Source organism: Pseudomonas sp. HMSC057H01 (genome assembly GCF_001836405.1).
GTDB lineage: Bacteria > Pseudomonadota > Gammaproteobacteria > Pseudomonadales > Pseudomonadaceae > Pseudomonas > Pseudomonas aeruginosa.
In genome coordinates, this window is sequence record NZ_KV828475.1 from 347,124 (window position 1) to 372,109 (window position 24,986).

Sequence of the window (24,986 nt, forward strand, 5' to 3'; positions counted from 1 at the left end):
GATGATTCCGCAAACCCTGACCAATACCAACCTGTTCATCGACGGCGTGAGCTTCGCCGGTGACGTGCCATCCCTGACCCTGCCCAAGCTGGCTGTGAAGACCGAGCAATACCGTGCCGGCGGCATGGATGCGCCGGTATCCATCGACATGGGCCTGGAGGCGATGGAGGCCAAGTTCTCCACCAACGGTGCCCGCCGAGAAGCACTGAATTTCTTCGGCCTGGCCGACCAGAGCGCTTTCAATGGCGTGTTCCGCGGCTCCTTCAAGGGCCAGAAGGGCGCCAGCGTGCCAGTGGTGGCTACCCTGCGCGGCCTGCTCAAGGAGGTCGACCCGGGCGACTGGAAGGCCGGCGAGAAAGCCGAGTTCAAGTACGCCGTTGCGGTCAGCTACTACAAGCTGGAAGTCGATGGCCGCGAGGTCTACGAGATCGATCCGGTCAACGGTGTCCGCGCGATCAACGGTGTCGACCAGTTGGCCGGCATGCGCAACGACCTCGGCCTGTAAGAGGAGCTCCGGACATGACCCAAGAGAATCGACTGCCGGGCTGGCTGACGCTGGATGCCGACGCCGCCCTCGTTCGTCTCTCGCGTCCGGCACAGTGCAACGGGGTCAGCGTCGACACGCTGACCCTGCGTGCACCCACCGTGCGTGATATCCGCCTGGCCGGCAAGGTGGCCGGCGACGATGCCGAGGAGCGCGAACTGCAACTGTTCGCCTCGCTGGCGCAGGTCAGCCGCCAGGACCTGGAGGGGCTGAAGCTGAGCGACTACCAGCGGCTGCAAGGAGCCTACTTTCGCCTGGTGCAAGACGACACGGACGACACCTTCGCGTATGCGTCAACTGGCGAGGCGCCTGGCCATTGAGCTGGGCTTCCAGGCCAGCGAACTGGAGCGCATGACCCTGGGCGACCTGCTCTGGTGGCTCGCCGAGGGCGAGGAGTGAGCGACGGCGTCGTCCGCCAGGCGAGCGGCGCCCGCGCTACTTCAGTAGGTCCGCGGAGGCGGACATCGATAACAGACGAGACGAACCGTCATGAGTAAAGACATGGACCTGGTGGTCTCCATCGGCGGCATCGCCGACCCCTCCTTGGGCAAGGCATTCGAGACCGTCAAGGCACGGCTCGACAGTCTCCAGGAACGTTCCCGCCAGGCGTCCAGCCTGAGAGATGTGCTGGGAGACGCCATACGCCTGGAGCGAGAACTCGCCGATATGCGCAAGGTCGGGGACCGCGGCGTTGCTGAGCATGCCCGGCAGCTTGGCGAACGCCAGGAGCAACTGAAGCGACTCGGCATCGAGGCCAGGGCCGCGGGCGATGCCTACGCTCGACTGGGCGAGATGCAGCGTGGCCTGGATATGCAGGTCCGCGGCCTGCAACGGCTGGAGCAGGCCAGCCAGGCAATGCCATTGGCTAGCGCATTTTCCGGACTGGTCGTGGAAGCCAGCAAGACGGCTGCCGGTTATCAAGCGCGGTTGCGCGACCTGGCGATCCGCAACGGCCTGGACGTCGGCCGGGAGCCAGCCTTGGCATCCCTGATCCAGGACAGCGCCAGCCAGAGCGGCCTGGGACGCACGGCGACGCTGGACATGCTGGAGCACTTGAACGCCACCGGCATGGGGTTCGCCGCCGCGCAAATGAATCTGGGACTGGCGGGCCGCTTCGGCTTTGGCCAAGGGATTGCTTCAGCCGAGGTTGCGGGGCTGGTTCGAGCGTTGCAACTGGCCCAGGGTTCGGACTCGCCAGAGCAATTGTCCGCCTCCCTCGACCGCCTGGTCGTCCTGGGTAAAGGCAGAGTCGGCAGTGAGGCCCTGGCGCGTCGCCTGCCTGCCTTGTTGTCAGCGCTGGGCAATGCGGGAGAGGCCACGGCCGGCGATGTCGGTGCACTGGGGGCCTTGCTGGAGATTCAAGCAAAGAACACCACGCCAGACAAAGCGGACGTGCGGATGAAGGCCTGGCTGGAGTTCGTCGGCAGCGGCAGCTTGAAACGCGCTTATGGCCAGGACTACGACCGGGACCTGGAAGCGCTGCGCAAGGACGGAGCGAGTCTGCTGGAGGCCAACCTGGAGCTGGCTGCGCGCTATCGGGATAAGGGCGGCAAGCTCAGCGCCGGCGTGGCGTCGCCGGCGCTTGAAGCCTATCGAGCGTCGCGCGGCGAGTTCCAGGGCTTGCTCGAATCCCAGCAGTCTTCCGCTGGCTCTTCGGAGCGCGATGCGCGGCGTCGCGAGGGGATGTCCCAGGAGCTGTGGAAGGCTTCCAGCGACAGTTGGGAGAGGGCGCAGACCGCTTTGGGCAGCGCCCTGAATCCATATCTGGACAACCTGGCCAAGGGGAGCGCGGTACTCGGCGAGTCGACTGCGGAGCTGCTCGAAGCCTATCCGCGGACGACGGCCGGTCTTACCGCCGCCGCAGGTGCGGTGTTATCCGGGTATCTCGCCTACAAGGGAGGGCGCGGCGCTATCGACGTGCTGCGTGGCGGTCGGCTCGGTCGGCGAGGGATCGCTGCCGTCGGCGACCTGATCGAACGGGGTGCAGGCCGGGTATCGGGTGGTAGTGAAATACAACGCGTGTTCGTTACCAACTGGCCGGTGCCGGGAGGCGACTCTACGCTGGAGTCCGCGAGGAGGCCGGCACAACGAAAGCGCGGTCAAACACCACGCAGGAAGAGAGGCAAGGGCGGTGGGGTGAAGGCCCGCTCCCTTCCATCCCTTGGCTTCTCGGCCGGAGGAGGCTTGGGGGCGATGGCAGGAAAGCTGCCGCGCCTGTCGCGTTTGCCCATACGCAACGCGCCGCTGCAAGTGGCCTCGTCGTTGATCGATGTTGCTGAGGTCTACTCCAGCGACCTGTCGGAGAGCGAAAAGACCATCGTCTATGGCGAGGCCGGTGGCTCCCTGGCTGGTTCCCTGGCTGGCGCCGCTCTGGGAGCGAGCATCGGCTCGGTGGTGCCGGTGGTCGGTACGCTGATCGGTGGATTGGTTGGCGGCGCTATCGGCGCCTGGGGCGGTAGCGAACTGGGGGGGCGTCTGGGACGCAGTCTGGCTGGCGATCCGCCGGCGGACTCGGACAACAAGCCGACGGTGCCCGCACCACAGGCCGAGCCCGTCGCGGCTGCGCCCAACTGGACCTTCGCGCCGCAGATCAACCTGACGGTGCAAGGCAACGTACACGAGCCGCAGCGCCTGGCCGACGAGTTGCTGCCCTACCTGCAACGCATGCTTGTCGACTTCGCCGACGAGCGGCAGCGGCGCAGCCTCTACGATCCGGCGATGGTCTAAGGAGTCCCCATGGCATATCTGGAACAATTGCAGGCCGGCCTGAGGTACCTGGGTCGCGCCGGCGAGTCCGGACGCAAGAGTCTGGACAAGGTGGTCGCTCCGGTGAACGGTGCGATCAGCGAGATCCGCGGCGCAGCCGCGGAGCTGGAGAACCTGCCCGGCGTATCGCCGGAAATGGCTGCCCGGCTGCAGCGTGCCATGCGCGGCATCGGCCAGGCGCAGGGCAAGGTGAACCGCGTGGTCTCCACCTATGACCGGGCGAGCCGGGCGTTGCTTGGTATCGACGAACGCGTGGATGCGCTGAAGGTGCAGGTAAACAGTGCCGCGCAGGCGGTCGGCAAGGTCGCTGGCGACATCAGTCCGACGCTGGCGGGGGTGCTGCCGTCGTGGCTGCTGGCACCCTCGGCGACGCCCCCGAGCGAGGCCGCAGCGCCCTTGCCGCACCTGTTGGTACTGCAGCCGCTGACCGCCAATGCCCAACCGTTCTACTTCAACCTGAATACTGCCGCCTTCGACGCCCTGCAGCGCAACAGTGCCTACAACTGGAGCGGGCAGGTGCGCCTGGGTCGGCGGCCGGCGCTGCAGAGCGTCGGCATGGGCGAGGAGAGCATCCTGCTCAAGGGGGCGGTATTCCCGCTGCGTCGACAGGTAGGTAACCAGGAAAAGGTCGTCGGTCTGGAGCAGCTCGAAGCGCTGCGCCGGTTGGCGGAGCGGCGTGAGCCGCTGATCCTGAGCAGCGGCTACGGCGAGGTGCAGATGGGCCTCTGGTGTCTGGTGCGGATCAGCGAGAACCAGAGCGCCCTGCTGGGCAACGGCGCTCCCCGCAAACAAACCTTCGACCTGGAGTTCAAGCGCTATGGCGACGACCTGCCGAACCGCTGACGGCGACATGCTGGACAGCCTCTGCTACCACGTCTATGGCCATCTGTTGGGCTGCGTCGAGGCGACCCTCGACGCCAATCCCGGGCTGGCCGATGAGCAGCAGCCATTCCGCGCCGGCTTGCTGATCAGTTTCCCTGACATGCCGGTGGTCAATGTCGAACAGGTGCGCCTGTGGGATTGATCGACCGCTCACCCGCAACCCCGCCTTGGCGGGGTTTTTCTTTTCTGGAGAGATCAGGTGCAACCGAGTTTCCGTATCGTTGCCGACGGCACCGACGTCACCCAGCGGCTGAATGACCGCCTGCTCAAGCTGACCTTGCTGGACAAGCCGGGCATGGAGTCCGACAGCCTGACCTTGAGGCTCGACGATCGCGATGGACAGGTGGCCTTACCCAGGCGCGGTGCGGTGCTGGAGGTTCATCTCGGCTATGCCGGCGAGCCACTGATGCGCATGGGGCGCTTTACCGTGGACACCCTGCAGTGGGCTGGTCCGCCGGACTGCCTGACCGTCACTGCCAAGGCCGGCGACATGCGCGGCAGTGGCAAGACGATACGCAGCGGCGGTTGGGAGGGCACTACCCTGGCTCAGGTCTGCCGCGATGTTGGCGCACGCAACGGCTGGCGCGTGGAGTGTCCGTTGCAGGTGGCGATCGCCCGGGTCGACCAGGTCAATGAGTCCGACTACCACTTCGTCACCCGTCTGGCGCGCCAGTACGACTGCACCGCCAAGCTGGCCGAGGGCATGCTCATGGTGCTGCCGCGACAGAGCGGGCAGAGCGCCACGGGGCGTCGGATCGAACCTTTGGTGTTGGGACGTGCTGACGTCGGCAGCTTCGACGTTACCTACGACGACCGCAGCCTGATGAGAACGGTGAAGACTCGCTACCAATTGCCCGGCAGCGGCGAGGTCAAGAGCGTCGAGCTGAAGAACCCGAAGGCACCGGCTACGGCTACGGGCGAGCATGTCGACCGGCATCTCTATGCCAGCCGTGGAGAGGCCGAGCAGGCGGCGAAGGCTCGCCTGGCGAGCTTCAGCCGCTCCAGTGCCAGTGTGCGCCTGGAGTTGCCGGGGCGTGGCGACCTGTTCGCCGAGCGCAGCCTGCTGCTCCAAGGCTTCAAGGCGGGAATCGACGGCGAGTTCCTGATCGACTCGGTGGAGCACACCTACAGCTCCAGCGGATGGACCACTGTCGTGCAATGCAACGGCGGCCGAGGCGGCAAGGGGTGACGCCTGAAACCCATCGGAGTGCAGGAGGATCGATGAAACTGACCGAGCAGCAATTGCTGCGCATTTTTCCCAACGCCCGCCTCGTCGCGGGCGTTTTCGTTGTGGCGTTGCAACGGGCCATGGACGAGAGGGAGATCGACACACCGGCGCGGTGTGCCGCGTTTCTCGCCCAGGTCGGCCACGAAAGCAGCCAGTTGACCCGGCTGGTGGAGAACCTCAATTACAGCGCCCAAGGCTTGGCGGCGACCTGGCCGGGTCGCTATCTCGGCCCCGACGGGCAGCCCAACGCGTTGGCCTTGCGGCTGGCGCGCAATCCGCAGGCGATTGCCGACAACACCTACGCCACGCGCAACGGCAATGGCGACGAAGCGTCCGGCGATGGCTGGCGCTTCCGTGGGCGTGGCTTGCTACAGATCACCGGGCGTGCCAACTACCGGTTGGTCGGAGAGGCCCTCGGCGAGCCGCTGGAAGCCGAGCCCTGGCGCCTGGAGCAGCCCGTGCCGGCGGCCCGCAGCGCTGCCTGGTGGTGGGCCGGTCACGGGCTCAACGAGCTGGCCGACCGCGGCGAGTTCGCTGCCATCACCCGCCGCATCAACGGCGGCCTGAATGGCCAGGCGGAGCGCCTGGCGTTGTGGCAGCGGGCCAGGGCGGTGCTGTCATGAGCCGGCTCGCTCTGCTCCTGCCGGCCGTGTTGCTGGTCCTGCTGGCCGGCGCCTTGCTCGGCGGCGGCCTGGTTGCCCGCCACTATCGTCCGCAACTGGAGGAGGCCCTGGGCCAACTCACTGCCAGCCGCGTCGCCAGCGGCCAGCTCGAGGCTTTGCTCGATGAGCAGCAGCGCGCGCTGGCGGCGGTGCGGGCGAGCGCCGAGAGGCGCGCGAAGGACGTCGAGCAGGCACTCGGCGAGGCCAGGGCGCAGGCCGCGGAGCAGTATGCCGCCGCCGTGCGTCTGCTCCAGGAACCCGACATTGGTGTGGACTGCCAGGCGGCAGGTGCGGCGATCGACCGGGAGCTGGGACTATGACTCGTCTCCTGCTGGGGCTTTGTCTGCTTTTCGCGGGCTGCGCAGCCTCGCCGACGACACCTCGCCCCGTGCGCGTCGAGGTTCCCCTGGCAGTGCCTTGCCGTGTACCTGACGTGCGCCCGCCGAGCTGGGCCAGCGCCACGTTGCAGGCTGGCGATTCGCTGCAGGCCAAGGTTCGCGCATTGCTCGCCGAGCGCCGCCAGCGGCAGGGCTACGAACTCGAATTGCAGGCGGCGTTGCGTGCCTGCCGCTGAGACACTGGGCGCATATGGACGTCGATGGACGTGTGTCCGGCGCATATTGCCGTGTATTGATTCCGCAGCGTTGTCGAGCCAGGAATCGGCCGGTACAACGTAGTCATGCTTGTACAGGTGTGTCCCCCCAGGGATGCCACCTGCAACCTCAGAGCCCGGCCCGTGTGCCGGGCTTTTTCGTTTGCATCCGACAACGGCTCGGGACGTGGAGGCTCCTCGCCGACCGCGTACCGCGCCACGGCCGACCGTCCTGGGGACGGGGCCAGACGACCCGCCTGGTGCGGGTCTTTTCATGTGCATAAAGGAGAGTTTTCCATGTCCATCCTGACTCAAGGTACCCAGATCTACGCCCTGGTTCCGCCGGTATCCGGTACCGGTGCCGCTACCGTCCTGGAGATCGAAGGCGTGACCTCGTTCAACCCGGGCGGCAATCCGGCCGACCAGATCGAAGACCCGTGCCTGAGCGACACTTCGCGCAAGTACAAGAAAGGCCTGCGCACCCCTGGCCAGGCGACCCTCGGCATCAACGCCGATCCACGCCTGGCCAGTCACGTTCGGTTGTTCCAGCTGTCCGAGAAAGATGGCGAGACGAGCGTCAAGTGGGCCATCGGCTGGTCCGACGGAATCGACGTAAAGCCGACCGTCAGCACCGAAGGCGACGATTTCGTGCTGCCGCCGGCGCGCACCTGGTTCACCTTCGAAGGCTACGTCAGCGACTTCCCCTTCGATTTCGCCAGCAACACGCTGGTCGCTACCCAGGCCACCATCCAGCGTTCCGGCGCCGGCAAGTGGACGCCGAAGTCGGCTTGAGGAGCGCGTAGATGAATCTCAACGAACTTCGTGCGGCGGGCGGTTTCATCGAGTCGGCGCTGGTGCGCAAGGAGATTACCTGGACCCGCGTTCCCGCCGGCAGGAAGAAGGCGGTCAGCGACACCTTCCAGGTGTTCGTCCGACGCAACAGTTTTGGCGCGGTGGAGCGCCTGTTCTCCGCCGAAGGCGACCAGCAGAGCCGCAACGCGCGCTACCTCGCCGAATGCATTCGCCTGGGCGAGACGGGAGAGGAAAGCCTGACCTACGAACAGGCCTACGACCTCGACCCGGCGCTGGGCTTCCTGCTGCTGCAGGCGGTCGGTGAGGTCAACCGGGTCGAGGACGCGGAAAAAAACTGACCCCCGCCGACGAGGTTTGGCACGAGCTGGTGCTGAACGGCGTCGGCGGGTCGACCATTGCCGAGGCCAAGGAGCGGCTCAGCTACGCCGAGTACCGCGCCTGGGTCGCCTACCTGAACAAGCGCGGCTCGCTCCATCCGGGACACCGGCTGGAGCTTGCGCTGGCTCGGATCGCTGCGTTGCTCGGGCATGCGCTGGGAGCGGACGCCGATCCCGACGCGTTCCGTCCGCATATGGCTCTCCAGCCCCTTTCGCTGCATCAGGCGATGGATCAATGGGCATGACAGGCCACCCCGCTGCGGCGGGGTCTTTTTCTGGAAGACATGAATCATGGCCACGAATACCGACGGCAGCCTGACGCTCGACCTGGTCCTTCGCAGCGAAGGGTACAGGGCCGGGATGGACAAGGTTGGCAGGATCAACGATCAGAAAATGCGTGCCATGGAGGCGCGCGCGGAAAAGGCTGGCAAGGCTATCGGCAAAAGCCTGGACAGTTCGGCACTGATTGCCAGCAGCGTGCTGGACCAGGCGCTGGACATGCTGGGCAGGACCAGTCGCCAGGCGGGTCAGGCCAAGAAGCCTGTGCAGAGCGCCCAGGACAAAGTACTGGCCGAGTGGAAGACCCGGCAGAAGGAGCTGGGCGAAGCCTGGAAGAGCTATCGCGAACCACTCCAGGATCTGTCCAAGCTCAACGAAGCACTACTGAAGAACTCTTCCGACAAGCTCGACAAGGCGCTGCTCAATCTCAGCGAGACCGGCCAGCTGTCGCTTGCCAACGTGGGCAAGGCCGCCTACGCCGATGCCGCGCGCCTCGCCTCGCGGCAGATGACGCTGATGCTGCTGGACGGGCTGTTTGGCTGGGTCGCCAGCGTCGGTACCGAGAAGCCCAAGGTCGACGACAAGGCGGGCAAGGGACAGGCGAAGGCCGGCGACGACGAGAAGGAACAGCCGTCGCTCCAGTCGCAGGTCTTCAAGCAGTGGCTGTTGCAGATGAACAGTGTCTGGGGCGCCTACCGCGCGCCGCTGCAGGATATCTCCGGGATGACCGACGAGCTGTTCAGAAATGCGTCGGAGAAGCTCGAGAAGTCGCTGTTCAATTTCGCCACTAGCGGAAAGCTGTCCTTGAGCAACTTCGCCAAGACGGTGATCGACGATGTCGCCCGGATCGCCGCGCGGCAGCTTTCAATGCTCGCCCTGGACGGATTGTTCGGCTGGATGAATGGCAAGGCCGGCATCACCGAGGCGCAACTGGCCAGCCAGAAACCCTATACCTCGCTACTGGAAAAGGCCCGCGCAGCTGCGGGACAAGCGGTAGCGGGCGCTCCCGCGGCCCAGGGTGCCGCGCCAATGCCGGCAGCGGCGATGGATGTCGGCGCGATGGTGGCCACTGCTTCCGGGCAGACCGGGGACGGTTCCAAGGTCTCGGCTGGAGGGGCTTCGGCCGCTGGCAAGCCGGTGGGCAGTTGGGTCGAACAGATGGACGCCTCCTGGGCGAGCCTGCGCGACCAGGCGCAGGACGTCTCGGGAATGATGGACATGCTGTTTACCAACGCCTTCACCAATATGGAGAACGCCCTGTTCACCTTTGCCACCACGGGCAAGCTGTCGTTCAAGGATTTCGCCGACTCGGTGATCCAGGATATGGCGCGGATCGCCGCGCGGCAGGCGACGCTGCAGATCATCGGCGGCATCGTCGGTGCGGTCAGCGGGTTCTTCGGTAGCGGCGCAACGGCGGGCTCGCGGATTTCCGACTACACCGGCTCGGACATGGCCAATTGGGTCAGCAAGCAACGCGCCGGAGGCATGCCTGGGTTCGCCAGGGGCGGTGCCTTCAACGATGGCATCCAGAGCGCGCCGGCGCTGTTCAGCATGGCCGGCGGTCGTCCGGCGCTGATCGGCGAGCGTGGGCCGGAAGCCATCATGCCGCTGAGTCGCGGTTCCGATGGCGTGCTCGGCGTGCGCGCGCTCGGCGGCGGCGAGGGGGGCAACGTCTTCAATTTCTCCACCAGCGTCAGCCTGGGCGGCGGCCGCGAGGGCGCGGCGACGGCCAGCGGCGACGACGGTACGGGACAGCAGCTGGCGGGAATGATCAACGATGCCGCGCGCAACGTGGTGGCGCAGGAGCTGCGCCCCGGCGGCCTGGTATGGAGGATGGTGAATGGCTGATCTGGAACGCTTTACCTGGGACATCTCGATCGATTCCGCCGGCCAGGCGAACCAACTGGTACGCCAGGTGCAGTACGGCGGCGGCTACAGCCAGGCGCTCGGCGACGGGCTGAACAACCTCAGCGAGACCTGGCAGGTTTCGCGTACCGGCGATCTCGCGCTGATCGGCCCGATCCGCGATTTCCTCAAGCGCCACGGCGGCTACCGCTCGTTCCTCTGGACCTTGCCCACTGGCGAACCGGTGCGGGTGCGCGCCCAGGGCTGGCAATTGCGACCGCGCGGCAACGGCGTGTTCACCCTGAACACCACCTTCCAGCAAGTCTTCAATCCGTGAGGTAAGCATGACCATCACAGCCGATGACCAGGCCCTCGAGCCTGGGGCGCTGGTGCGCCTGTTCGACCTGGATTGCACCGGGTTCGGCGGCGAGATGCTGCGCTTCCACGGCCACCTGCAGCAGGGGCCGATCCACTGGCAGGGCAACGCCTACCAAGCTTGGCCGCTGGAGGCGCGCGGCTTCGAGCAGCGCGGCGACGGCCGGGCCAGTTCGCCGACCCTTAGCGTGGGCAACATCGACGGCAGCATCAGCGCGCTCTGCCTGTTCTTCGATGGCCTGGTAGGCGCGCGCCTGACCGTGCGCGAGACCTATGCGCACTACCTGGATGCGGCCAACTTCGCCGAAGGCAACCCGCAGGCCGACCCCTCCCAGGAGCGCCTGAACATCTGGTTCCTCGAGCAGAAGACCGCCGAGAACAGCGTCCAGGTGACCTGGGAGCTGTCCGCTCCGCCGGATTTCCAGGGCCAGCAGATCCCGGCGCGCCAGATCACCTCGCTGTGCCACTGGTGCATCACCAACGAGTACCGCGGGCAGGACTGCAACTACACCGGCACGGCGATGTTCGATGCCGACGGCAATCCGGTGGACGATCCGGCGCTGGACCGCTGCGGCGGCCGGGTCAGCGATTGCAAGCTGCGCTTCGGCGCGGACAACCCGCTGTCCCACGGCGGCTTCGCCGGCGCCGGCCTGGTCAGGATGTGAGCATGGAACTGAGCCGCAGCTTGCAGCGGGCCATCGCCGCACACGCCGCCCGCGAGCATCCGCGCGAATGCTGCGGGCTGATCGTTCGCGGTGTGCGTCAACGCCGCTACGTGGCCTGTCGCAACGCAGCCGGATCGCCCAGCGAGCACTTCGTGATCGATCACCAGGACTGGTGCGCTGCCGAGGACCAGGGCGAGGTCCTGGCCATCGTCCACAGCCACCCGGACGTTCCGGCCACGCCGAGCATGGCCGATCGGGTCAGTTGCGAACTGCATGGTCTGCCCTGGGTGATCCTGTCCTGGCCGGAAGGCGATGTCGCGCATCTAGCGCCGGAGGGCTATCGGGCGCCGCTGCTCGGCCGCGAGTTCGCCCACGGCGTGCTCGACTGCTGGAGCCTCTGTCGCGACTGGTACCGCCGCGAGGCAGGTCTGGAGCTTCCGGACTATCCGCGCCGCGACGGTTGGTGGGAAACCGGCGAGAGCCTCTACGAGCAGCACTATGCGGCGGCTGGATTCCGGCCGGTGCCGCTGGCCGGAATCCGCCGCGGCGACATGCTGGTGATGCAGGTCGGAAGGGCGCTGCACCCTAACCATGCGGGCATCTACCTGGGCAACGACTGGCGTCTGGACAGCGAGCCGGTCCAGGCGCTCGGCGGCGACGGACCGTTCCTGCTGCACCACCTGTACGGACGGCTGTCGACCCGCGACGTGTTCGGCGGACCCTGGATCGAACGCACGCGCCTGGTCTTGCGGCACATGCGGATGCCGCAGTGAACGACATATTCAAGCGAGCCGTCGGAATCGGCTCTTTACGAGAGGAACAGGTCCATGAATGACACCCTGAGTCAGGGCCTCACCACCATCCGTCTGTACGGGGTTCTGGGCAAGCGCTTCGGCCGCATGCACGGCCGGTTGTTGGAAAGCGGCACGGTACGCGAGGCGATGAGCGCCCTGAAGCACACCATGGAGGGATTCGAGACGTTCATGCGCGAGGCGGAATCGAAAGGGCTGACCTTCGCCGTGTTCCGTGGGCGTACCAACCTGTCCGGCGAGCAACTGGACATGCGCGGACGCGAGGATATCCGCATCGTGCCGTTGGTGATCGGGAGCAAGCAGTCCGGATTGTTTCAGACGGTATTAGGAGCTGCACTCATTGCCGTAGGTGTCTTCGCAACGAGTCTTACGCTCGGGACAAGCACGTTTCTGATCTCTGCCGGCGCCAGCATGATGCTCGGTGGCGTCATGCAGATGCTCAGCCCCCAACCCAAGGGCCTGAAGGGCCGAGAGGCCCCCGAGAACGCCCCCAGCTATGCCTTCGGCGGCCCGGTCAACACCATCGCCCAGGGCCATCCGGTCGGCGTGCTCTACGGCAAGCGCCGCATCGGCGGCGCGGTGATCAGCGCCGGCATCTATGCCGAGGACCGGCTGTAGCCGGCAACGCCGTAACAGGCCCGCCATGCGCGGGCGTTTTTTTGCCTGAAGGAACGTCATGAACAAGACCATCACGGGCCACAAGGGTGGCAGCAAGAAGCCGCGCCAGCCGGTGGAGATGCCGGACTCGGTGCGCTCGATCGCGCGGGCGAAGATTCTCCTGGCACTGGGCGAAGGCGAGTTCGACGGTGGCGTCGACGGCCGTTCGATCTACCTGGACGATACGCCGCTGCTGGCGGCGGACGGCTCGGTGAACTTCCCCGGAGTGACCTGGGAGTTCCGTCCGGGCTCGGTGGACCAGGAACACATTGCCGGTGTGCCCGCCGTGGAAAACGAACTGGCGGTCGGCGTCGAACTCAAGAGTGACGCGCCCTGGGTCCGCGCGGTGAACAACACCCAGCTCTCGGCGGTGCGCCTGCGCCTGTCCTGGCCGGCCATCCAGCGCCAGCAGGAAAACGGTGACGTGGTCGGCTACCGCATCGACTACGCGATCGACATCGCCGTCGACGGCGGTGCCTGGCAGGAAGCGCTGAAGGCTTCGCTGGACGACAAGTCCACCAGCCGCTACGAGCGCTCCCACCGTGTCGACCTGCCGGAGGCGCGGAGCGGCTGGCAGGTGCGCGTGCGCCGCCTGACGCCGAACCAGAACAACAACCGCGTCGCCGACACCATGCGGGTGGAGGCGATCACCGAGGTGATCGACGCCAAGCTGCGCTACCCGAACACCGCGCTGCTGTTCGTCGAGTTCGATGCCAGCCAGTTCCAGAGCATTCCGCAGATATCGGTGGAAGCGCGCGGCCGGCGGGTGCGGGTGCCGAGCAACTACGATCCGCAGACCCGTAGCTACAGCGGCACCTGGGACGGCTCGTTCAAGTCGGCCTGGACCAGCAACCCGGCCTGGCACTGGTACGACATCGTGTTGCACAAGCGCTTCGGCCTCGGTCGGCGGATCGACGCGAGCATGGTCGACAAGTGGTCGCTGTACCGCATCGCCCAGTACTGCGACCAGTCGGTGCCCGACGGCAAGGGCGGCCAGGAGCCGCGCTTCAGCTGCAACCTGTACCTGCAGAGTCGCGCCGAAGCCTGGACCGTGCTGCGCGACCTGGCAGCGATCTTCCGCGGCATGTCCTACTGGTCCGGCGCGGAAATGGTGGCGGTATCCGACATGCCGGAGGACGAGGCCTACACCTTCTCGCCGTCGAACACCGTGCGTGGCGACGACGGCAGCCACTTCAACTACAGCAGCAGCCGCCAGCGCGATCGCCACACCCTGGCCCTGGTCAACTACGACAATCCGGGCAACGGTTACCAGAGCCAACCGGTAGCGGTGAACAATGACCGCGCGCAGCGCCGCTACGGCATCAGCCAGTTGGAGATCACCGCGATCGGTTGCACCTCCGAGGGCGAGGCGCAGCGGCGTGGCCAGTGGGCGCTGCTGACCGAGGAGCTGGAGCAGGACGCGGTGACCTTCCGCACCGGCATGGATGGCCGTGGGCTGGCGCCGGGGAAGATCATCGCCGTAGCCGACCCGGTCAAGTCCGGCAAGCAGATCGGCGGACGCCTGAGCGCGGTGGATGGCCGCGCGCTGACCCTCGACCGCGACGTCGAGGCCCGACCCGGCGATCGCCTGCTGGTCAACCTGCCGAACGGCAAGGCCGAGGCGCGCAGCGTCCAGTCGGTGGTAGGCCGCGTGCTGACCGTGACCGCCGCCTATTCGGAGACGCCTCGGCCCCAGGGGCAGTGGGCGCTGCAGAGCAACAGCCTGACCACCCAGCGCTTCCGCATCATGAGCATCACCCGGCCGGAGGACAATCTTTTCGAGATCACCGCGCTGCAACACAACGCGAGCAAGTTCGACGCCATCGACAACGGTGCGCGCATCGAGCTGCCGCCGGTCACCAGCATTCCGCCGGGCGTGCAGGCGCCGCCGCAGAACGTGCGGATCAAGGCTTTCACCAAGGTCGACCAGGGGTTGGCGGTGACCAGCCTGTCGGCCTCCTGGGATGCCGCGCCGAACGCGGTGGCCTACGAGGCCGAATGGCGCAAGGACTCGGGCAACTGGGTGCGGGTGCCGCGAACCTCGGCGCTCGGTTTCGACGTGCCGGGCATCTATGCCGGTCGCTATCTGGTGCGGGTACGCGCCTTGAACGTGATGGAGGTCGGCTCGGTCTACGCCAGCAGTGTGGAGACCGCTCTTGAGGGCAAGACCACGCCGCCGCCGGCGCTGGCCTACCTGCGCTGCGTGGCCGGCCCCTGGCGCATCGGCCTGGAGTGGGGGTTCCCGGCCAGCGGCGCAGCGGACACCGCCTACACCGAGATCCAGCAGTCCGCCACGCCCGGCGGCAGCGAGGAGACCGCACGGGCGCTGGGCCTGTTCGCCTACCCAGGCAATACCCACCTGGTATCGCCGATACCGGCCGGCGAACGGCTGGCGTTCCGCGGTCGCTTGATCGACCGTAGCGGCAACGTCGGCGCCTGGTCGAACTGGGTCACCGGCACCAGCTCCAGCGACGCCAGCGAATACAACCAGTTGATCACCCAGGAGTACGTCGAGTCGGCGCTGGGCCAGCAATTCTTCTCCGATATCGAGCGGATGCAGGTGGATATCGGGGGCTTGCAGAAGCAGGTCGGCGACCTCGCCGACGTTTTGCTGTACGACCCGACCAAGGTCTACGCGAAGAACGAAATGGTGCGACAGGGGCAGCGGTTGTACCAGGCACTGAAGGCTGTGCCGGCGAAGACGGCGCCGCCGAACGCGGCCTACTGGTCCGATATCGGCCAGTCGCTGGAAACTGCCAACGGGCTGGCGCAGCAGGTGGCGAGCCATACCGCTGAAATCAGCGAACTCGACGGCAGGATCGAAGCAGCGGCATCGAATCTGGATGTGCTGCAAGCTGCCGCCCGCGGGGAACCGGCGACCGGAGAGAAGGCGGATGCGCTGAAGGGCTGGGACACCATTGCTCGAGCTGCCACCGAAGTCACCGTGCGGGCGAACGAGGACGAAGCGCAGGCGAAGCGGACGAGCTTGCTTGAGGCGTGGACCGGGACGGCGGAGGGCAGGATCGCAACCGTCGAGTCGGTCGTTGCGTCGAACAATGCTGTAACCGTCCAGCGGCTGGATCAGCTCACCGGCCAGGTTGCGAGCAACGCCTCGGCGATCAGCACCGAACAGACCGTCCGTGCCAACGCGGACAGCGCCCTGGGGCAGCGGGTGGATACCGTCAGCGCGCGCACCGATACCAACGAGGCGAACATCCAGACCACATCTCAAGCGGTTACCTCGCTGGATGGAAACGTCAAGGCGCTCTACAGCGTGAAGCTCCAGGCGCATGCCAACGGGCAGAAGTACGCCGCTGGCTGGCAACTGGGCTTCGACAGCGGTACGAGCGTGACGACCATGGCGTTCCAGGCTGATCGGTTCCTCTGGTTCAACAGTTCCAGCGGGCAGACAGTGGCGCCGGTTTCGATCGTTGGCGGCCAGATGTTTATCAACAACGCGATGATTCAGGAGGGCACCGTGTCGTTCCTGAAGATCGCCGATGACGTGCAGTCGACGAACTATATTTCCGGATCGTCTGGCTGGAAGTTAGGCAAGAGTGGAAAATTCGAATTGAATGGTGCAGGGACTGGCTACTCCCTCAAACTCACTCCGACTGGCATGTACTTGACGGATACAACAACTGGGGTTGTTGTCGTCGAACTGGGATTGCTGTCGTGACGGTCGGTCTGAGAGTTCGTGACGTAAGTACAGGACAGGTTACGGTCGAAGTGACTGATCGTCTCACCAGGGTTATCGGTACATTCAATACGGGGACAGCTTCTGGATCGCTGACTGTCTCCGATTTTTCGTCGGGTTCTGGGTGGGCTTGCATCCTTGAAGCTCCGCGTCCAAGTTTAAATATAGCAAACAATTATCGGTATCCACGGGTGAGAATCTCTGGAGATGTAATTTCATGGGACTTTCCCGGGCCTTATGCATCTTGGTTGGCAGTTGCTTGTGATGTTATTTATGGGGTCTATTGATGATTGGGTTTAAGGCGAGAAATACTGAAAAAATATTGGTTATCGATAGTTCATATCAGAATCTTCAGATGGTCGCCAAGGGGACGCTGACAACCTCAAAGCTGGACTCAGGCATCGGCTACTACGCGGATGTAGTTGTGCCCTCGGGTCGAGCCAGTGCAGTGCTTGCTATAAGGTGGAATGGGACCGCTGGAGAGTATCCGCAGCCTTCCGGGGTTTATTGGAAGAAGCTGGATGCGACAACCTTTAGAGTTTATGCTGGCTCGCCAAGTGTGCAGGCTACGTTTGACTATTTCCTTTTCTGTACGCCTATTCAAACCACTGAAGGTGGTGTGATCGGTTTGCGAATCAGAAATTCAAGTGGTGGCGGTGTTGTGTATGACTCAAGATATAAATATCTGCGAGTTTTGGATTATATAAATGAAACTCTGGCCGTTGATGGTGTCTTCTCAAAAGCTTACCCAGGAAAAAAGGTTGCTCTGATTCAAACGTTGCGCGCAAATTACACCAGGATTGATTCTGGTGGCACAGTCGATCATCCGATTTTTGTCATTACGCTGAAGAGCAGTTGCATGGCTACACCGACAGATGATGCGGTGAGGATCTATTATCGTTCGACTGATCTTTACACGGGCTTTGGCTCAATAACGCCAGCGATTGCAGGGGTTAACTATGCCGGATATCTGGTGGTAGATGTGACTGGTTATTAATTTCGAGGTTTTTTATGACTTGGTATTCCAGTGGCACCGTAGCGGTGACCGCAAATAGCCCGACCGTTACCGGTACTGGCACACAGTTCTCGTCCAATGCCCGGGTCGGCGATGCATTTCGTGGCCCCGATGGTTGTTGGTACGAGGTCACAAACGTCGCCAGTTCGACGGTCATCTCGATCAAACCCAACTACCAGGGCAGCACGGCCAGCGGCCAGCCCTATGCAGTGGCGCCGATTCTGGGCTACGACAAGGACCTATCAGATCGTTTCAACCAGATTGCGATGGACTGGGGGGCGACCCTTGCGGGCATAAAGCCGTGGGCGATAGCGTCTACCGGTTCGCAGGCGCAGGCTGACATGGGGATCACCGAAGTTGGCCGTGCTATCAATGGAGCCTCTACCGTAGGCAATGCATTGGGGTTTTTGGGAGGTGTTTCCAAGACCCAAGCCCCCATGGCCCTGGATATGGACACGGTGAACGAAAGCGGATGGTTCTCGATAACCCCCAATACTTACAACGTGCCTCTCGGAAACAACAATATCAGCGGTGTGAACGGCCATGTCGCTCTGTCGATGGTATTCGACGCCAGTACCCGCTATCAGCTGTTCTTCGTGAGAAATACCAACCTCCCAGAGGTTTGGTACAGGAGCTGTACCAATGGAACCTGGAAGGAATGGGTCAGGTTTTATACGACAGACAATATCGTGGGGACCGTAACGAGGCGACTTGTTACGGGTAAGCCCACCGGGGCTGTGATGGAGAGCGGGACAACTTCCAACGGCTGGTACGTTCGCTTTGCGGATGGTACCCAGATGGCAGCGGCAAGATCCGAACCGGGCCTTTCGTTTGGAGCTAACGTGATACAGCTACCAGCTGCCTTCGTTACGGGCTTCAATACCGGGGTGACCTGCAATTGGATTCCCTCCAGCGGATGGCCTGCCACTGCAGGGCAGGGGGTTCGTGGAGCCTATCTCAACGGTAGCAGCTCTGTTTCTTTCGCGACGGCGCAGGCACTGGGGGCTAACGACACCATTACGGTGATGGCTGTGGGGAGGTGGTACTGATGCGTATCGAACTCAGTCCGGTTGTAGTCCTGCCCGAGGACTCGACTGATATGGATGTCATGGTTTCCGGAGATTCGATAGCCGTCTCGGGTGTCATGTACGACTTCTCGCAGTTACCGGAGGGGGGATATCTGCCAGCCTCTGCCATCCATGAGGGGCCTTTTTCCGGGAGGGTTACCAGGGCAGGCGGAGAGATATGCCTGACATTGGTGTTTCCCATCCGGGGGAGCTACAGCGAAGCTGCCAAATTCCCTGTCCCCATCCATATCGTTGAAGACGGAACCGTGGAGTTGCCCAAGTGATCGATTGGAAAATGATGAAAACACCGGATCAGGTTTCCAGAGAGCGGGTTCAGCAAGAATATGATGCTGTGTTGGCCAGACGTGCCGAGGCCTACCGTTTGGAAAGCGATCCGATCAAAACGGAAGTGGAGTTCGATTCGATCCGTGCAGGTGTGGAGACGGATTACGCCGCCTGGCTTGCCAAGGTCGAAGAGATCAAGGCCAGATATCCGCTCCCGCGCATCTGACCTAGCTGATGGACGCAAGCCTGCCTCGTGTAGGCTTCGCCATTTTAGATCGCTACTGTCGGGCCTCTGCTTGGTAAACAATTTCCGCTTCTTAAGCCTCTTTCTTCCGACATCCCGCTGTTGCACCCATCCTCCCCACTGGGCTATGTTCCCCAACATGGCTCCGTGAGACCGCTATCGTGATCCACCTCAGCAGCATCATCACCTCCCTCATCAAGGCATTCGCCCGTTGGCGCTGGCGCGCCTGACTTCTTCTTCGCCGGCCTGGCCGGTCACGTCTCCCTGCGTCCCCCGTTTTCCACAGGCATAATGCCGACGATCCACTCCCCCTTCCTCCGCGAGCACGCCGGGAAACGGGTGTGGCGAAAGCCGGGTGATGCGATTCGCATAAGAATGAAATCAAGAGGTTACAGCCAGCATGCTGCTGATGATCGATAACTACGACTCCTTCACCTACAACCTGGTGCAGTACTTCGGCGAACTCAAGGCCGAGGTCAAGGTGGTGCGCAACGACGAACTGAGCGTGGAACAGATCGAGGCCCTGGCGCCCGAGCGCATCGTCCTTTCCCCCGGTCCCTGCACCCCCAACGAGGCCGGCGTCTCGCTGGCCGTTATCGAGCGCTTCGCCGGCAAGCTGCCGCTGCTCGGTGTCTGCCTTGGCCATCAGAGCATCGGCCAGGCCTTCGGCGGCGAAGTGGTGCGGGCGCGGCAGGTGATGCACGGCAAGACCAGCCCGATCCACCACAAGAACCTCGGCGTGTTCGCCGGCCTGGCCAATCCCCTGACGGTGACGCGCTACCACTCGCTGGTGGTGAAGCGAGAGAGCCTGCCGGAGTGCCTGGAGATCACCGCCTGGACCCAACATGCCGACGGATCGCTCGACGAGATCATGGGTGTACGCCACAAGACCCTGAATGTCGAGGGCGTGCAGTTCCATCCCGAGTCCATCCTCACCGAGCAGGGCCACGAGTTGCTGGCAAACTTCCTCCGCCAGCAGGGCGGTGTGCGTGGGGAGGGCAACTGAGATGGATATCAAGGGAGCCCTCAATCGCATCGTCAACCAGCTCGACCTGACCACCGAGGAAATGCAGGCGGTCATGCGCCAGATCATGACCGGGCAGTGCACCGACGCGCAGATCGGCGCCTTCCTGATGGGCATGCGGATGAAGAGCGAAACCATCGACGAGATCGTCGGCGCGGTGGCGGTGATGCGCGAACTGGCCGACGGTGTGCAGTTGCCTACGCTGAAGCATGTGGTCGACGTGGTCGGCACCGGCGGCGATGGCGCGAACATCTTCAACGTATCCTCGGCGGCGTCCTTCGTGGTCGCCGCCGCTGGCGGCAAGGTCGCCAAACACGGTAACCGCGCGGTCTCCGGCAAGAGCGGCAGCGCCGACTTGCTGGAAGCCGCCGGCATCTACCTGGAACTGACCTCCGAACAGGTGGCGCGTTGCATCGACACCGTCGGCGTCGGGTTCATGTTCGCCCAGGTCCACCACAAGGCGATGAAGTACGCCGCCGGTCCGCGCCGCGAGCTGGGCTTGCGGACTCTGTTCAACATGCTTGGCCCACTGACCAACCCGGCGGGAGTCAGGCACCAGGTGGTCGGGGTGTTCACCCAGGAACTGTGCAAGCCGCTGGCTGAAGTGCTCAAGCGTCTCGGCAGCGAGCATGTGCTGGTGGTGCATTCGCGCGACGGGCTGGACGAGTTCAGTCTGGCCGCGGCGACCCACATTGCCGAGTTGAAGGACGGCGAGGTACGCGAGTACGAAGTGCGTCCCGAGGACTTCGGGATCAAGAGCCAGACCCTGATGGGGCTGGAGGTCGACAGTCCGCAGGCCTCGCTGGAACTGATCCGCGACGCTTTGGGGCGGCGCAAGACCGAGGCTGGGCAGAAGGCCGCCGAGCTGATCGTGATGAATGCCGGCCCGGCACTGTACGCTGCCGATCTGGCGACCAGCCTGCACGAGGGCATTCAACTGGCCCACGATGCCCTGCACACCGGGCTGGCACGGGAGAAGATGGACGAACTGGTGGCCTTCACCGCCGTTTACAGAGAGGAGAACGCACAGTGAGTGTGCCGACGGTTCTGCAGAAGATCCTCGCCCGCAAGGCCGAGGAGGTCGCCGAGCGCCGAGCGCGCGTCAACCTGGCCGAGGTCGAGCGGCTGGCGCGTAGCGCCGATGCGCCGCGCGGCTTCGCCAATGCCCTGCTGGAGCGGGCCAAGCGCAAGGAGCCGGCAGTGATCGCCGAGATCAAGAAGGCATCGCCGAGCAAGGGCGTGCTGCGCGAACACTTCGTCCCGGCGGAGATCGCCCGCAGCTACGAGGCGGGTGGCGCGGCGTGCCTGTCGGTGCTCACCGACGTGGACTTCTTCCAGGGCGCCGATGCCTATCTGAAGGAAGCGCGGGCCGCCTGTGCGCTGCCGGTGGTCCGCAAGGACTTCATGATCGATCCGTACCAGATCGTCGAGGCGCGGGCGATCGGTGCCGACTGCATCCTGCTGATCGTCTCGGCGCTGGACGACGTGCTGATGGCCGAACTGGCGGCGACTGCCAAGTCGGTCGGTCTCGACGTACTGGTCGAAGTGCATGACGGCACCGAGCTGGAACGTGCACTGAAGACCCTGGACACGCCGTTGGTGGGCATCAACAACCGCAACCTGCACACCTTCGAGGTGAGCCTGGAAACCACCCTCGACCTGTTGCCGGAAATTCCCCGCGACCGCCTGGTGGTCACCGAGAGCGGTATTCTCAACCGGGCCGACGTGGAGCTGATGGAAGTCAGCGAGGTCTACGCCTTCCTGGTTGGCGAGGCGTTCATGCGGGCCGACGATCCTGGCCTCGAGCTGAAGCGCCTGTTCTTCCAGGAGCGTGGCGGTGTGGTGCTGGGCGCCGATCCTGACTGATCCGCGCTGTCGAACCCCATGAAAAAGGCCGGTTGCGACCGGCCTTTTTCATGGGTGCTGTTCAGCGGGTGCCGAAGACCACCATGGTCTTTCCTTTCACATGCACCAGGCCCTGCTCCTCCAGGCTCTTCAGCACGCGTCCGACCATTTCCCGCGAGCAGCCGACGATCCGGCCGATCTCCTGGCGGGTGATCTTGATCTGCATGCCGTCCGGGTGGGTCATGGCGTCCGGTTGCTGGCACAGGTCCAGCAAGGTGCGGGCGACGCGTCCGGTGACGTCGAGGAAGGCCAGGTCGCCCACCTTGCGGGTGGTCTTGCGCAGGCGGTCGGCCATCTGGCTGCCGAGGGTGTAGAGGATCTCCGAGTCCTGCTGCGACAGTTCGCGGAACTTCGCATAGCTGATCTCGGCGACTTCGCATTCCACCTTGGCACGAACCCAGGCGCTGCGTTCCTGTTCGCTGCCTTCCTTTTCGAACAATCCCAGCTCGCCGAAGAAATCACCGCTGTTGAGGTAGCCGATGATCATTTCGCGGCCGTCGTCGTCCTCGATGAGGATGGTGACCGAACCCTTGATGATGAAGAACAGCGTTTCGCAGCGATCGCCGGCATAGATGATGGTGCTCTTTGCGGTGTAGCGGCGGCGGTGACAGTGTGCGAGCAGCTTGTCTAGGTGTTTGAGTTTGGGTGTGTGGGTAATAGCTACCATGCCCGAGTCCCGAAAGAATAAAGAATATGCCTGACGTACAAGGCGATGTTTTTTTGAGTTCTTATGGAGAGACCTGCCAGGGCCCGGGAGCTCAGCGGAGAGCTCCCCCCAACCGGGCAGATCAGGAAGTGTGCCAGTAAACCGCGTCCAGCTTAACAGACGGACCATGAAGGTCGATGTGATTTTGCGACGCAGCTATCAGGACTGTGATCCCGTACTGTCCTTGGGCCCTGTGCTAAGCTGGCGCCCTTTGCCGGCGGGAGTCTGAACGATGAAAGCGCGTATCCAGTGGGCGGGCGAGGCGATGTTCCTCGGCGAGTCCGGTAGCGGCCACGTGGTGGTCATGGACGGTCCGCCGGACCATGGCGGACGCAACCTCGGGGTGCGCCCTATGGAGATGGTCCTGATCGGCCTCGGCGGCTGCACCAACTTCGATGTGGTCAGCATCCTGAAGAAGGCGCGCCAGCCGGTGGAGAGCTGCGAAGCCTTCCTCGAGGCCGAAAGGGCCGACGAGGAGCCCAAGGTGTTCACGAAGATCCACGTGCACTTCGTGGTCAAGGGCCGCGGTCTCAAGGAGGCCCAGGTCAAGCGCGCGGTGGAGCTGTCGGCGGAGAAATACTGCTCGGCGTCGATCATGCTCGGTCGCGGCGGGGTGGAGATCACCCACGACTACGAGATCGTCGAACTCGGCTGAGACGACATCCGGTCATCATAAAAGGGGCGCAAACTCTGGCGGAGGCTTGATTGGCTCTGCATAATGCGCCCCTTTTTTCGTGCCGCGCGATTCCGTCGGGCGGCCGTTCAGTTCGGAAGATTCTTCCGCTCTGATAGACGTTTCCCGAGCCATCCCGGTCGGGTGACCAATGGCGCCAGCCGGCGCCCGTGCAACTCAACAAACCACAATCGCCATCGCGAAGAGGTGTTAACCGTCCTACGCAGGTGCGTCGTTCGCATCTGACGGGCATGCCCCAACCCTGCGGCAGAGCCGCAAGCAACCGAGAGAGTTCCCCACGGTGAAAAGCAAACTCAAGCTCCACGGGTTCAACAACCTGACGAAGACCTTGAGCTTCAACATCTACGACATCTGCTACGCCGAGACGCCCGAAGACCTCCAGGCCTACGTGCAGTACATCGACGAAGAGTATGACGCGGAGCGTCTGACGCAGATTCTTACCGATGTTGTCGACATCATCGGCGCCAATATCCTGAACATCGCGCGTCAGGACTACGACCCCCAGGGCGCCAGCGTGACCATCCTGATCTCCGAGCAGCCGGTCACTCCGACCGACAGCCAGATCGAAGAGTCCCCGGGCCCGCTGCCGGACACCATCCTGGCGCACCTGGACAAGAGCCACATCACCGTGCATACCTACCCGGAAATCCATCCGGTGGACGGCATCGCGACCTTCCGCGTGGACATCGATGTGTCCACCTGCGGAGTGATCTCCCCGCTGAAGGCCCTGAACTACCTGATCCACCAGTTCGACTCGGACATCGTCACGGTCGACTATCGGGTCCGCGGCTTCACCCGCGACATTGAGGGGCGCAAGCATTTCATCGACCACGAGATCAACTCGATCCAGAACTATCTCTCCGACGACACGCGCGAGGCCTACCAGATGACCGACGTGAACGTGTACCAGGAGAACCTGTTCCACACCAAGATGCTGCTCAAGGACTTCGAACTGGAGAACTACCTGTTCGGCGACGCTACCCGGACGCTCTCGACGGAGCAGCGCGAGCAGGTCACGGAACGGCTCAAGCACGAAATGCTGGAGATCTTCTACGCGCGCAACATGCCGCGCTGATCGCACACGAGAAAGAAAAAGCCCGCTTCGAGCGGGCTTTTTCATGCGTGCGATTCAGATGCGGTAGGTGCTCTTGGTCATCACCTTCGCCAGCAGGCTCATGCCCAGCTTCACCGGTGCCGGGAAGCGCAGGCCGCCGGCGGCCAGGGCGTTGCTCGAATGCTGTTCCTCGTCGATACGCATCTGCTCGAGGATGGCACGGGATTTCCGATCCTCCTGGGGAATCTGCGCCAGGTGTTCGTCCAGATGCTTGCACACCTGGTCTTCGGTGGCGGCGACGAAGCCCAGGCTGACCCGGTCGCTGACCAGCCCGGCGGCGGCACCGACGCCGAAGGACAGGCCGTAGAAGATCGGATTGAGGACGCTGGGACGGCTGCCCAACTGGCGGATGCGTTGCTCGCACCAGGCCAGGTGGTCGATCTCCTCCTCGGCGGCTTCCTCCATCGCCTCGCGGACCTCGGGCAGCTTGGCGGTCAGCGACTGGCCCTGGTACAGCGCCTGGGCGCAGACCTCGCCGGTGTGGTTGATGCGCATCAGGCCGGCGATATGGCGGGTGTCTTCCTCGCTCAGTTCGCCATCGGGTTCCACGATGGCCGGCGACGGTCGCGCCGGCTGGCCGCTGAACGGCAGCAGGGTGCGCAGGGCGGAGTCGGCCTGCAGCAGGAAACGGTCGATGGGCGAATAGTGGCGGTCGGCGGACATGGCGCACCTCCGGAAACGAAAGATCGCACCAGTTTACCGGAAGTGCGCTGATAGCAGGATGTTGCGGACGGGCTG

The 24,986-nt window shown here is 64.0% G+C and carries 29 protein-coding genes; 27 read left to right on the top strand and 2 right to left on the bottom strand.

Annotated elements, in window-relative coordinates; translation table 11 throughout:
• The first annotated feature begins 1 nt into the window (after position 1).
• The 25 genes from HMPREF2581_RS17105 to trpC all read left to right on the top strand — a co-directional run bounded on the left by HMPREF2581_RS17105 (position 2) and on the right by trpC (position 21,695).
• Entirely contained in the window at positions 2 to 505 is a 504-nt protein-coding gene (locus tag HMPREF2581_RS17105; protein WP_003085175.1) for a phage major tail tube protein, read from the top strand.
• A 14-nt stretch (positions 506 to 519) separates the two neighbouring features.
• On the top strand, positions 520 to 864 hold the full coding sequence (locus tag HMPREF2581_RS17110) for a phage tail assembly protein (RefSeq protein WP_003085178.1): 345 nt from the start codon (positions 520 to 522) through the stop codon (positions 862 to 864).
• A gap of 169 nt (positions 865 to 1,033) precedes the next feature.
• Positions 1,034 to 3,271: a hypothetical protein gene (locus HMPREF2581_RS17115; RefSeq protein WP_003137390.1), complete on the top strand. Its 2,238-nt coding sequence runs from the start codon at positions 1,034 to 1,036 to the stop codon at positions 3,269 to 3,271.
• Between the two features lie 9 nt (positions 3,272 to 3,280).
• Positions 3,281 to 4,153 (top strand): phage tail protein, encoded by an 873-nt coding sequence (locus HMPREF2581_RS17120; RefSeq protein WP_003118916.1) that lies wholly within the window; start codon positions 3,281 to 3,283, stop codon positions 4,151 to 4,153.
• Complete coding sequence (locus tag HMPREF2581_RS17125) at positions 4,128 to 4,334, top strand: tail protein X (RefSeq protein WP_003101635.1); 207 nt, start codon at positions 4,128 to 4,130, stop codon at positions 4,332 to 4,334. Before HMPREF2581_RS17120 ends, HMPREF2581_RS17125 begins: the two co-directional genes overlap by 26 nt.
• 57 nt (positions 4,335 to 4,391) lie before the next feature.
• Entirely contained in the window at positions 4,392 to 5,381 is a 990-nt protein-coding gene (locus tag HMPREF2581_RS17130) for a phage late control D family protein (protein ID WP_003137392.1), read from the top strand.
• 32 nt (positions 5,382 to 5,413) lie between these two features.
• Positions 5,414 to 6,043 carry a glycoside hydrolase family 19 protein gene (locus tag HMPREF2581_RS17135; protein ID WP_003129215.1) on the top strand — a complete coding sequence of 210 codons (630 nt, stop codon included), beginning with the start codon at positions 5,414 to 5,416 and terminating at the stop codon, positions 6,041 to 6,043.
• Entirely contained in the window at positions 6,040 to 6,402 is a 363-nt protein-coding gene (locus HMPREF2581_RS17140) for a hypothetical protein (protein ID WP_003121852.1), read from the top strand. Before HMPREF2581_RS17135 ends, HMPREF2581_RS17140 begins: the two co-directional genes overlap by 4 nt.
• On the top strand, positions 6,399 to 6,656 hold the full coding sequence (locus HMPREF2581_RS17145; RefSeq protein ID WP_003137395.1) for a hypothetical protein: 258 nt from the start codon (positions 6,399 to 6,401) through the stop codon (positions 6,654 to 6,656). Before HMPREF2581_RS17140 ends, HMPREF2581_RS17145 begins: the two co-directional genes overlap by 4 nt.
• A gap of 315 nt (positions 6,657 to 6,971) precedes the next feature.
• Positions 6,972 to 7,466, top strand: a complete 495-nt coding sequence (locus HMPREF2581_RS17155) for a phage tail tube protein (protein ID WP_003113190.1) — start codon at positions 6,972 to 6,974, stop codon at positions 7,464 to 7,466.
• An 11-nt stretch (positions 7,467 to 7,477) separates the two neighbouring features.
• The gene (locus HMPREF2581_RS17160) at positions 7,478 to 7,825 is read left to right on the top strand and encodes a phage tail assembly chaperone family protein, TAC (protein ID WP_003113189.1); all 348 of its coding nucleotides are present in this window, start codon (positions 7,478 to 7,480) and stop codon (positions 7,823 to 7,825) included.
• A 29-nt stretch (positions 7,826 to 7,854) separates the two neighbouring features.
• A complete protein-coding gene (locus tag HMPREF2581_RS17165; protein WP_003113188.1) occupies positions 7,855 to 8,109 on the top strand; it encodes a hypothetical protein in 255 nt (84 codons plus the stop codon).
• Between the two features lie 46 nt (positions 8,110 to 8,155).
• Positions 8,156 to 9,991 (top strand): phage tail tape measure protein, encoded by a 1,836-nt coding sequence (locus HMPREF2581_RS17170; RefSeq protein ID WP_003137400.1) that lies wholly within the window; start codon positions 8,156 to 8,158, stop codon positions 9,989 to 9,991.
• Complete coding sequence (locus HMPREF2581_RS17175) at positions 9,984 to 10,325, top strand: phage tail protein (RefSeq protein WP_003113186.1); 342 nt, start codon at positions 9,984 to 9,986, stop codon at positions 10,323 to 10,325. The genes HMPREF2581_RS17170 and HMPREF2581_RS17175 overlap by 8 nt, the downstream gene beginning before the upstream one ends.
• A 7-nt stretch (positions 10,326 to 10,332) precedes the next feature.
• Positions 10,333 to 11,028, top strand: coding sequence for a phage minor tail protein L (locus HMPREF2581_RS17180; protein ID WP_003118922.1), 696 nt, complete (start codon positions 10,333 to 10,335; stop codon positions 11,026 to 11,028).
• Positions 11,029 to 11,030: 2 nt separating this feature from the next.
• Positions 11,031 to 11,801, top strand: coding sequence for a C40 family peptidase (locus HMPREF2581_RS17185; RefSeq protein WP_003137403.1), 771 nt, complete (start codon positions 11,031 to 11,033; stop codon positions 11,799 to 11,801).
• A gap of 54 nt (positions 11,802 to 11,855) precedes the next feature.
• Positions 11,856 to 12,458 carry a tail assembly protein gene (locus HMPREF2581_RS17190; protein ID WP_003118924.1) on the top strand — a complete coding sequence of 201 codons (603 nt, stop codon included), beginning with the start codon at positions 11,856 to 11,858 and terminating at the stop codon, positions 12,456 to 12,458.
• A 58-nt stretch (positions 12,459 to 12,516) separates the two neighbouring features.
• On the top strand, positions 12,517 to 16,176 hold the full coding sequence (locus HMPREF2581_RS17195; RefSeq protein ID WP_003137405.1) for a TipJ family phage tail tip protein: 3,660 nt from the start codon (positions 12,517 to 12,519) through the stop codon (positions 16,174 to 16,176).
• Positions 16,177 to 16,480: 304 nt separating this feature from the next.
• On the top strand, positions 16,481 to 17,191 hold the full coding sequence (locus HMPREF2581_RS32990; RefSeq protein ID WP_016254311.1) for a hypothetical protein: 711 nt from the start codon (positions 16,481 to 16,483) through the stop codon (positions 17,189 to 17,191).
• Between the two features lie 14 nt (positions 17,192 to 17,205).
• The gene (locus tag HMPREF2581_RS17200; protein WP_003137407.1) at positions 17,206 to 18,258 is read left to right on the top strand and encodes a pyocin knob domain-containing protein; all 1,053 of its coding nucleotides are present in this window, start codon (positions 17,206 to 17,208) and stop codon (positions 18,256 to 18,258) included.
• Positions 18,258 to 18,560 (top strand): hypothetical protein, encoded by a 303-nt coding sequence (locus tag HMPREF2581_RS17205; protein ID WP_003113177.1) that lies wholly within the window; start codon positions 18,258 to 18,260, stop codon positions 18,558 to 18,560. Before HMPREF2581_RS17200 ends, HMPREF2581_RS17205 begins: the two co-directional genes overlap by 1 nt.
• Positions 18,557 to 18,787, top strand: coding sequence for a hypothetical protein (locus HMPREF2581_RS17210; RefSeq protein ID WP_003118930.1), 231 nt, complete (start codon positions 18,557 to 18,559; stop codon positions 18,785 to 18,787). Before HMPREF2581_RS17205 ends, HMPREF2581_RS17210 begins: the two co-directional genes overlap by 4 nt.
• A 418-nt stretch (positions 18,788 to 19,205) precedes the next feature.
• The gene (locus HMPREF2581_RS17215; protein ID WP_003117978.1) at positions 19,206 to 19,811 is read left to right on the top strand and encodes an aminodeoxychorismate/anthranilate synthase component II; all 606 of its coding nucleotides are present in this window, start codon (positions 19,206 to 19,208) and stop codon (positions 19,809 to 19,811) included.
• Between the two features lies 1 nt (position 19,812).
• Positions 19,813 to 20,862 (top strand): anthranilate phosphoribosyltransferase, encoded by a 1,050-nt coding sequence (trpD, locus tag HMPREF2581_RS17220; protein ID WP_003085203.1) that lies wholly within the window; start codon positions 19,813 to 19,815, stop codon positions 20,860 to 20,862.
• Positions 20,859 to 21,695, top strand: coding sequence for an indole-3-glycerol phosphate synthase TrpC (trpC, locus tag HMPREF2581_RS17225; protein WP_003137410.1), 837 nt, complete (start codon positions 20,859 to 20,861; stop codon positions 21,693 to 21,695). The genes trpD and trpC overlap by 4 nt, the downstream gene beginning before the upstream one ends.
• Before the next feature lie 61 nt (positions 21,696 to 21,756).
• Here the strand turns inward: trpC and crp are convergent, their stop codons facing one another.
• Entirely contained in the window at positions 21,757 to 22,401 is a 645-nt protein-coding gene (gene crp, locus HMPREF2581_RS17230) for a cAMP-activated global transcriptional regulator CRP (protein WP_003085214.1), read from the bottom strand.
• Positions 22,402 to 22,672: 271 nt separating this feature from the next.
• On the opposite strand from crp, the gene HMPREF2581_RS17235 reads away from it, so the two are divergent.
• Positions 22,673 to 23,095: an OsmC family protein gene (locus HMPREF2581_RS17235; protein WP_003085219.1), complete on the top strand. Its 423-nt coding sequence runs from the start codon at positions 22,673 to 22,675 to the stop codon at positions 23,093 to 23,095.
• 319 nt (positions 23,096 to 23,414) lie between these two features.
• Positions 23,415 to 24,209, top strand: coding sequence for an adenosylmethionine decarboxylase (speD, locus tag HMPREF2581_RS17240; protein WP_003085223.1), 795 nt, complete (start codon positions 23,415 to 23,417; stop codon positions 24,207 to 24,209).
• A 54-nt stretch (positions 24,210 to 24,263) separates the two neighbouring features.
• Here speD and coq7 read toward each other — a convergent pair whose 3' ends face one another.
• Positions 24,264 to 24,911 carry a 2-polyprenyl-3-methyl-6-methoxy-1,4-benzoquinone monooxygenase gene (gene coq7 / locus HMPREF2581_RS17245; RefSeq protein WP_003085224.1) on the bottom strand — a complete coding sequence of 216 codons (648 nt, stop codon included), beginning with the start codon at positions 24,909 to 24,911 and terminating at the stop codon, positions 24,264 to 24,266.
• Between the last annotated feature and the right edge of the window lie 75 nt (positions 24,912 to 24,986).

Bases quoted from the DNA above. Each gene is read 5' to 3' on its own strand.
- HMPREF2581_RS17195 (WP_003137405.1), top strand. From the start codon at position 12,517: ATGAACAAGACCATCACGGGCCACAAGGGTGGCAGCAAGAAGCCGCGC.
- HMPREF2581_RS17115 (WP_003137390.1), top strand. From the start codon at position 1,034: ATGAGTAAAGACATGGACCTGGTGGTCTCCATCGGCGGCATCGCCGAC.
- trpD (WP_003085203.1), top strand. From the start codon at position 19,813: ATGGATATCAAGGGAGCCCTCAATCGCATCGTCAACCAGCTCGACCTG.
- HMPREF2581_RS17135 (WP_003129215.1), top strand. From the start codon at position 5,414: ATGAAACTGACCGAGCAGCAATTGCTGCGCATTTTTCCCAACGCCCGC.
- crp (WP_003085214.1), bottom strand. From the start codon at position 22,401: ATGGTAGCTATTACCCACACACCCAAACTCAAACACCTAGACAAGCTG.
- HMPREF2581_RS17235 (WP_003085219.1), top strand. From the start codon at position 22,673: ATGAAAGCGCGTATCCAGTGGGCGGGCGAGGCGATGTTCCTCGGCGAG.
- HMPREF2581_RS17125 (WP_003101635.1), top strand. From the start codon at position 4,128: ATGGCGACGACCTGCCGAACCGCTGACGGCGACATGCTGGACAGCCTC.
- HMPREF2581_RS17205 (WP_003113177.1), top strand. From the start codon at position 18,258: ATGCGTATCGAACTCAGTCCGGTTGTAGTCCTGCCCGAGGACTCGACT.
- HMPREF2581_RS17105 (WP_003085175.1), top strand. From the start codon at position 2: ATGATTCCGCAAACCCTGACCAATACCAACCTGTTCATCGACGGCGTG.
- HMPREF2581_RS17110 (WP_003085178.1), top strand. From the start codon at position 520: ATGACCCAAGAGAATCGACTGCCGGGCTGGCTGACGCTGGATGCCGAC.
- HMPREF2581_RS17175 (WP_003113186.1), top strand. From the start codon at position 9,984: ATGGCTGATCTGGAACGCTTTACCTGGGACATCTCGATCGATTCCGCC.
- HMPREF2581_RS17140 (WP_003121852.1), top strand. From the start codon at position 6,040: ATGAGCCGGCTCGCTCTGCTCCTGCCGGCCGTGTTGCTGGTCCTGCTG.
- HMPREF2581_RS17145 (WP_003137395.1), top strand. From the start codon at position 6,399: ATGACTCGTCTCCTGCTGGGGCTTTGTCTGCTTTTCGCGGGCTGCGCA.
- HMPREF2581_RS17200 (WP_003137407.1), top strand. From the start codon at position 17,206: ATGACTTGGTATTCCAGTGGCACCGTAGCGGTGACCGCAAATAGCCCG.
- HMPREF2581_RS17160 (WP_003113189.1), top strand. From the start codon at position 7,478: ATGAATCTCAACGAACTTCGTGCGGCGGGCGGTTTCATCGAGTCGGCG.
- HMPREF2581_RS17170 (WP_003137400.1), top strand. From the start codon at position 8,156: ATGGCCACGAATACCGACGGCAGCCTGACGCTCGACCTGGTCCTTCGC.
- HMPREF2581_RS17190 (WP_003118924.1), top strand. From the start codon at position 11,856: ATGAATGACACCCTGAGTCAGGGCCTCACCACCATCCGTCTGTACGGG.
- HMPREF2581_RS17185 (WP_003137403.1), top strand. From the start codon at position 11,031: ATGGAACTGAGCCGCAGCTTGCAGCGGGCCATCGCCGCACACGCCGCC.
- HMPREF2581_RS17155 (WP_003113190.1), top strand. From the start codon at position 6,972: ATGTCCATCCTGACTCAAGGTACCCAGATCTACGCCCTGGTTCCGCCG.
- HMPREF2581_RS17180 (WP_003118922.1), top strand. From the start codon at position 10,333: ATGACCATCACAGCCGATGACCAGGCCCTCGAGCCTGGGGCGCTGGTG.
- HMPREF2581_RS32990 (WP_016254311.1), top strand. From the start codon at position 16,481: ATGATTGGGTTTAAGGCGAGAAATACTGAAAAAATATTGGTTATCGAT.
- coq7 (WP_003085224.1), bottom strand. From the start codon at position 24,911: ATGTCCGCCGACCGCCACTATTCGCCCATCGACCGTTTCCTGCTGCAG.
- HMPREF2581_RS17215 (WP_003117978.1), top strand. From the start codon at position 19,206: ATGCTGCTGATGATCGATAACTACGACTCCTTCACCTACAACCTGGTG.
- HMPREF2581_RS17120 (WP_003118916.1), top strand. From the start codon at position 3,281: ATGGCATATCTGGAACAATTGCAGGCCGGCCTGAGGTACCTGGGTCGC.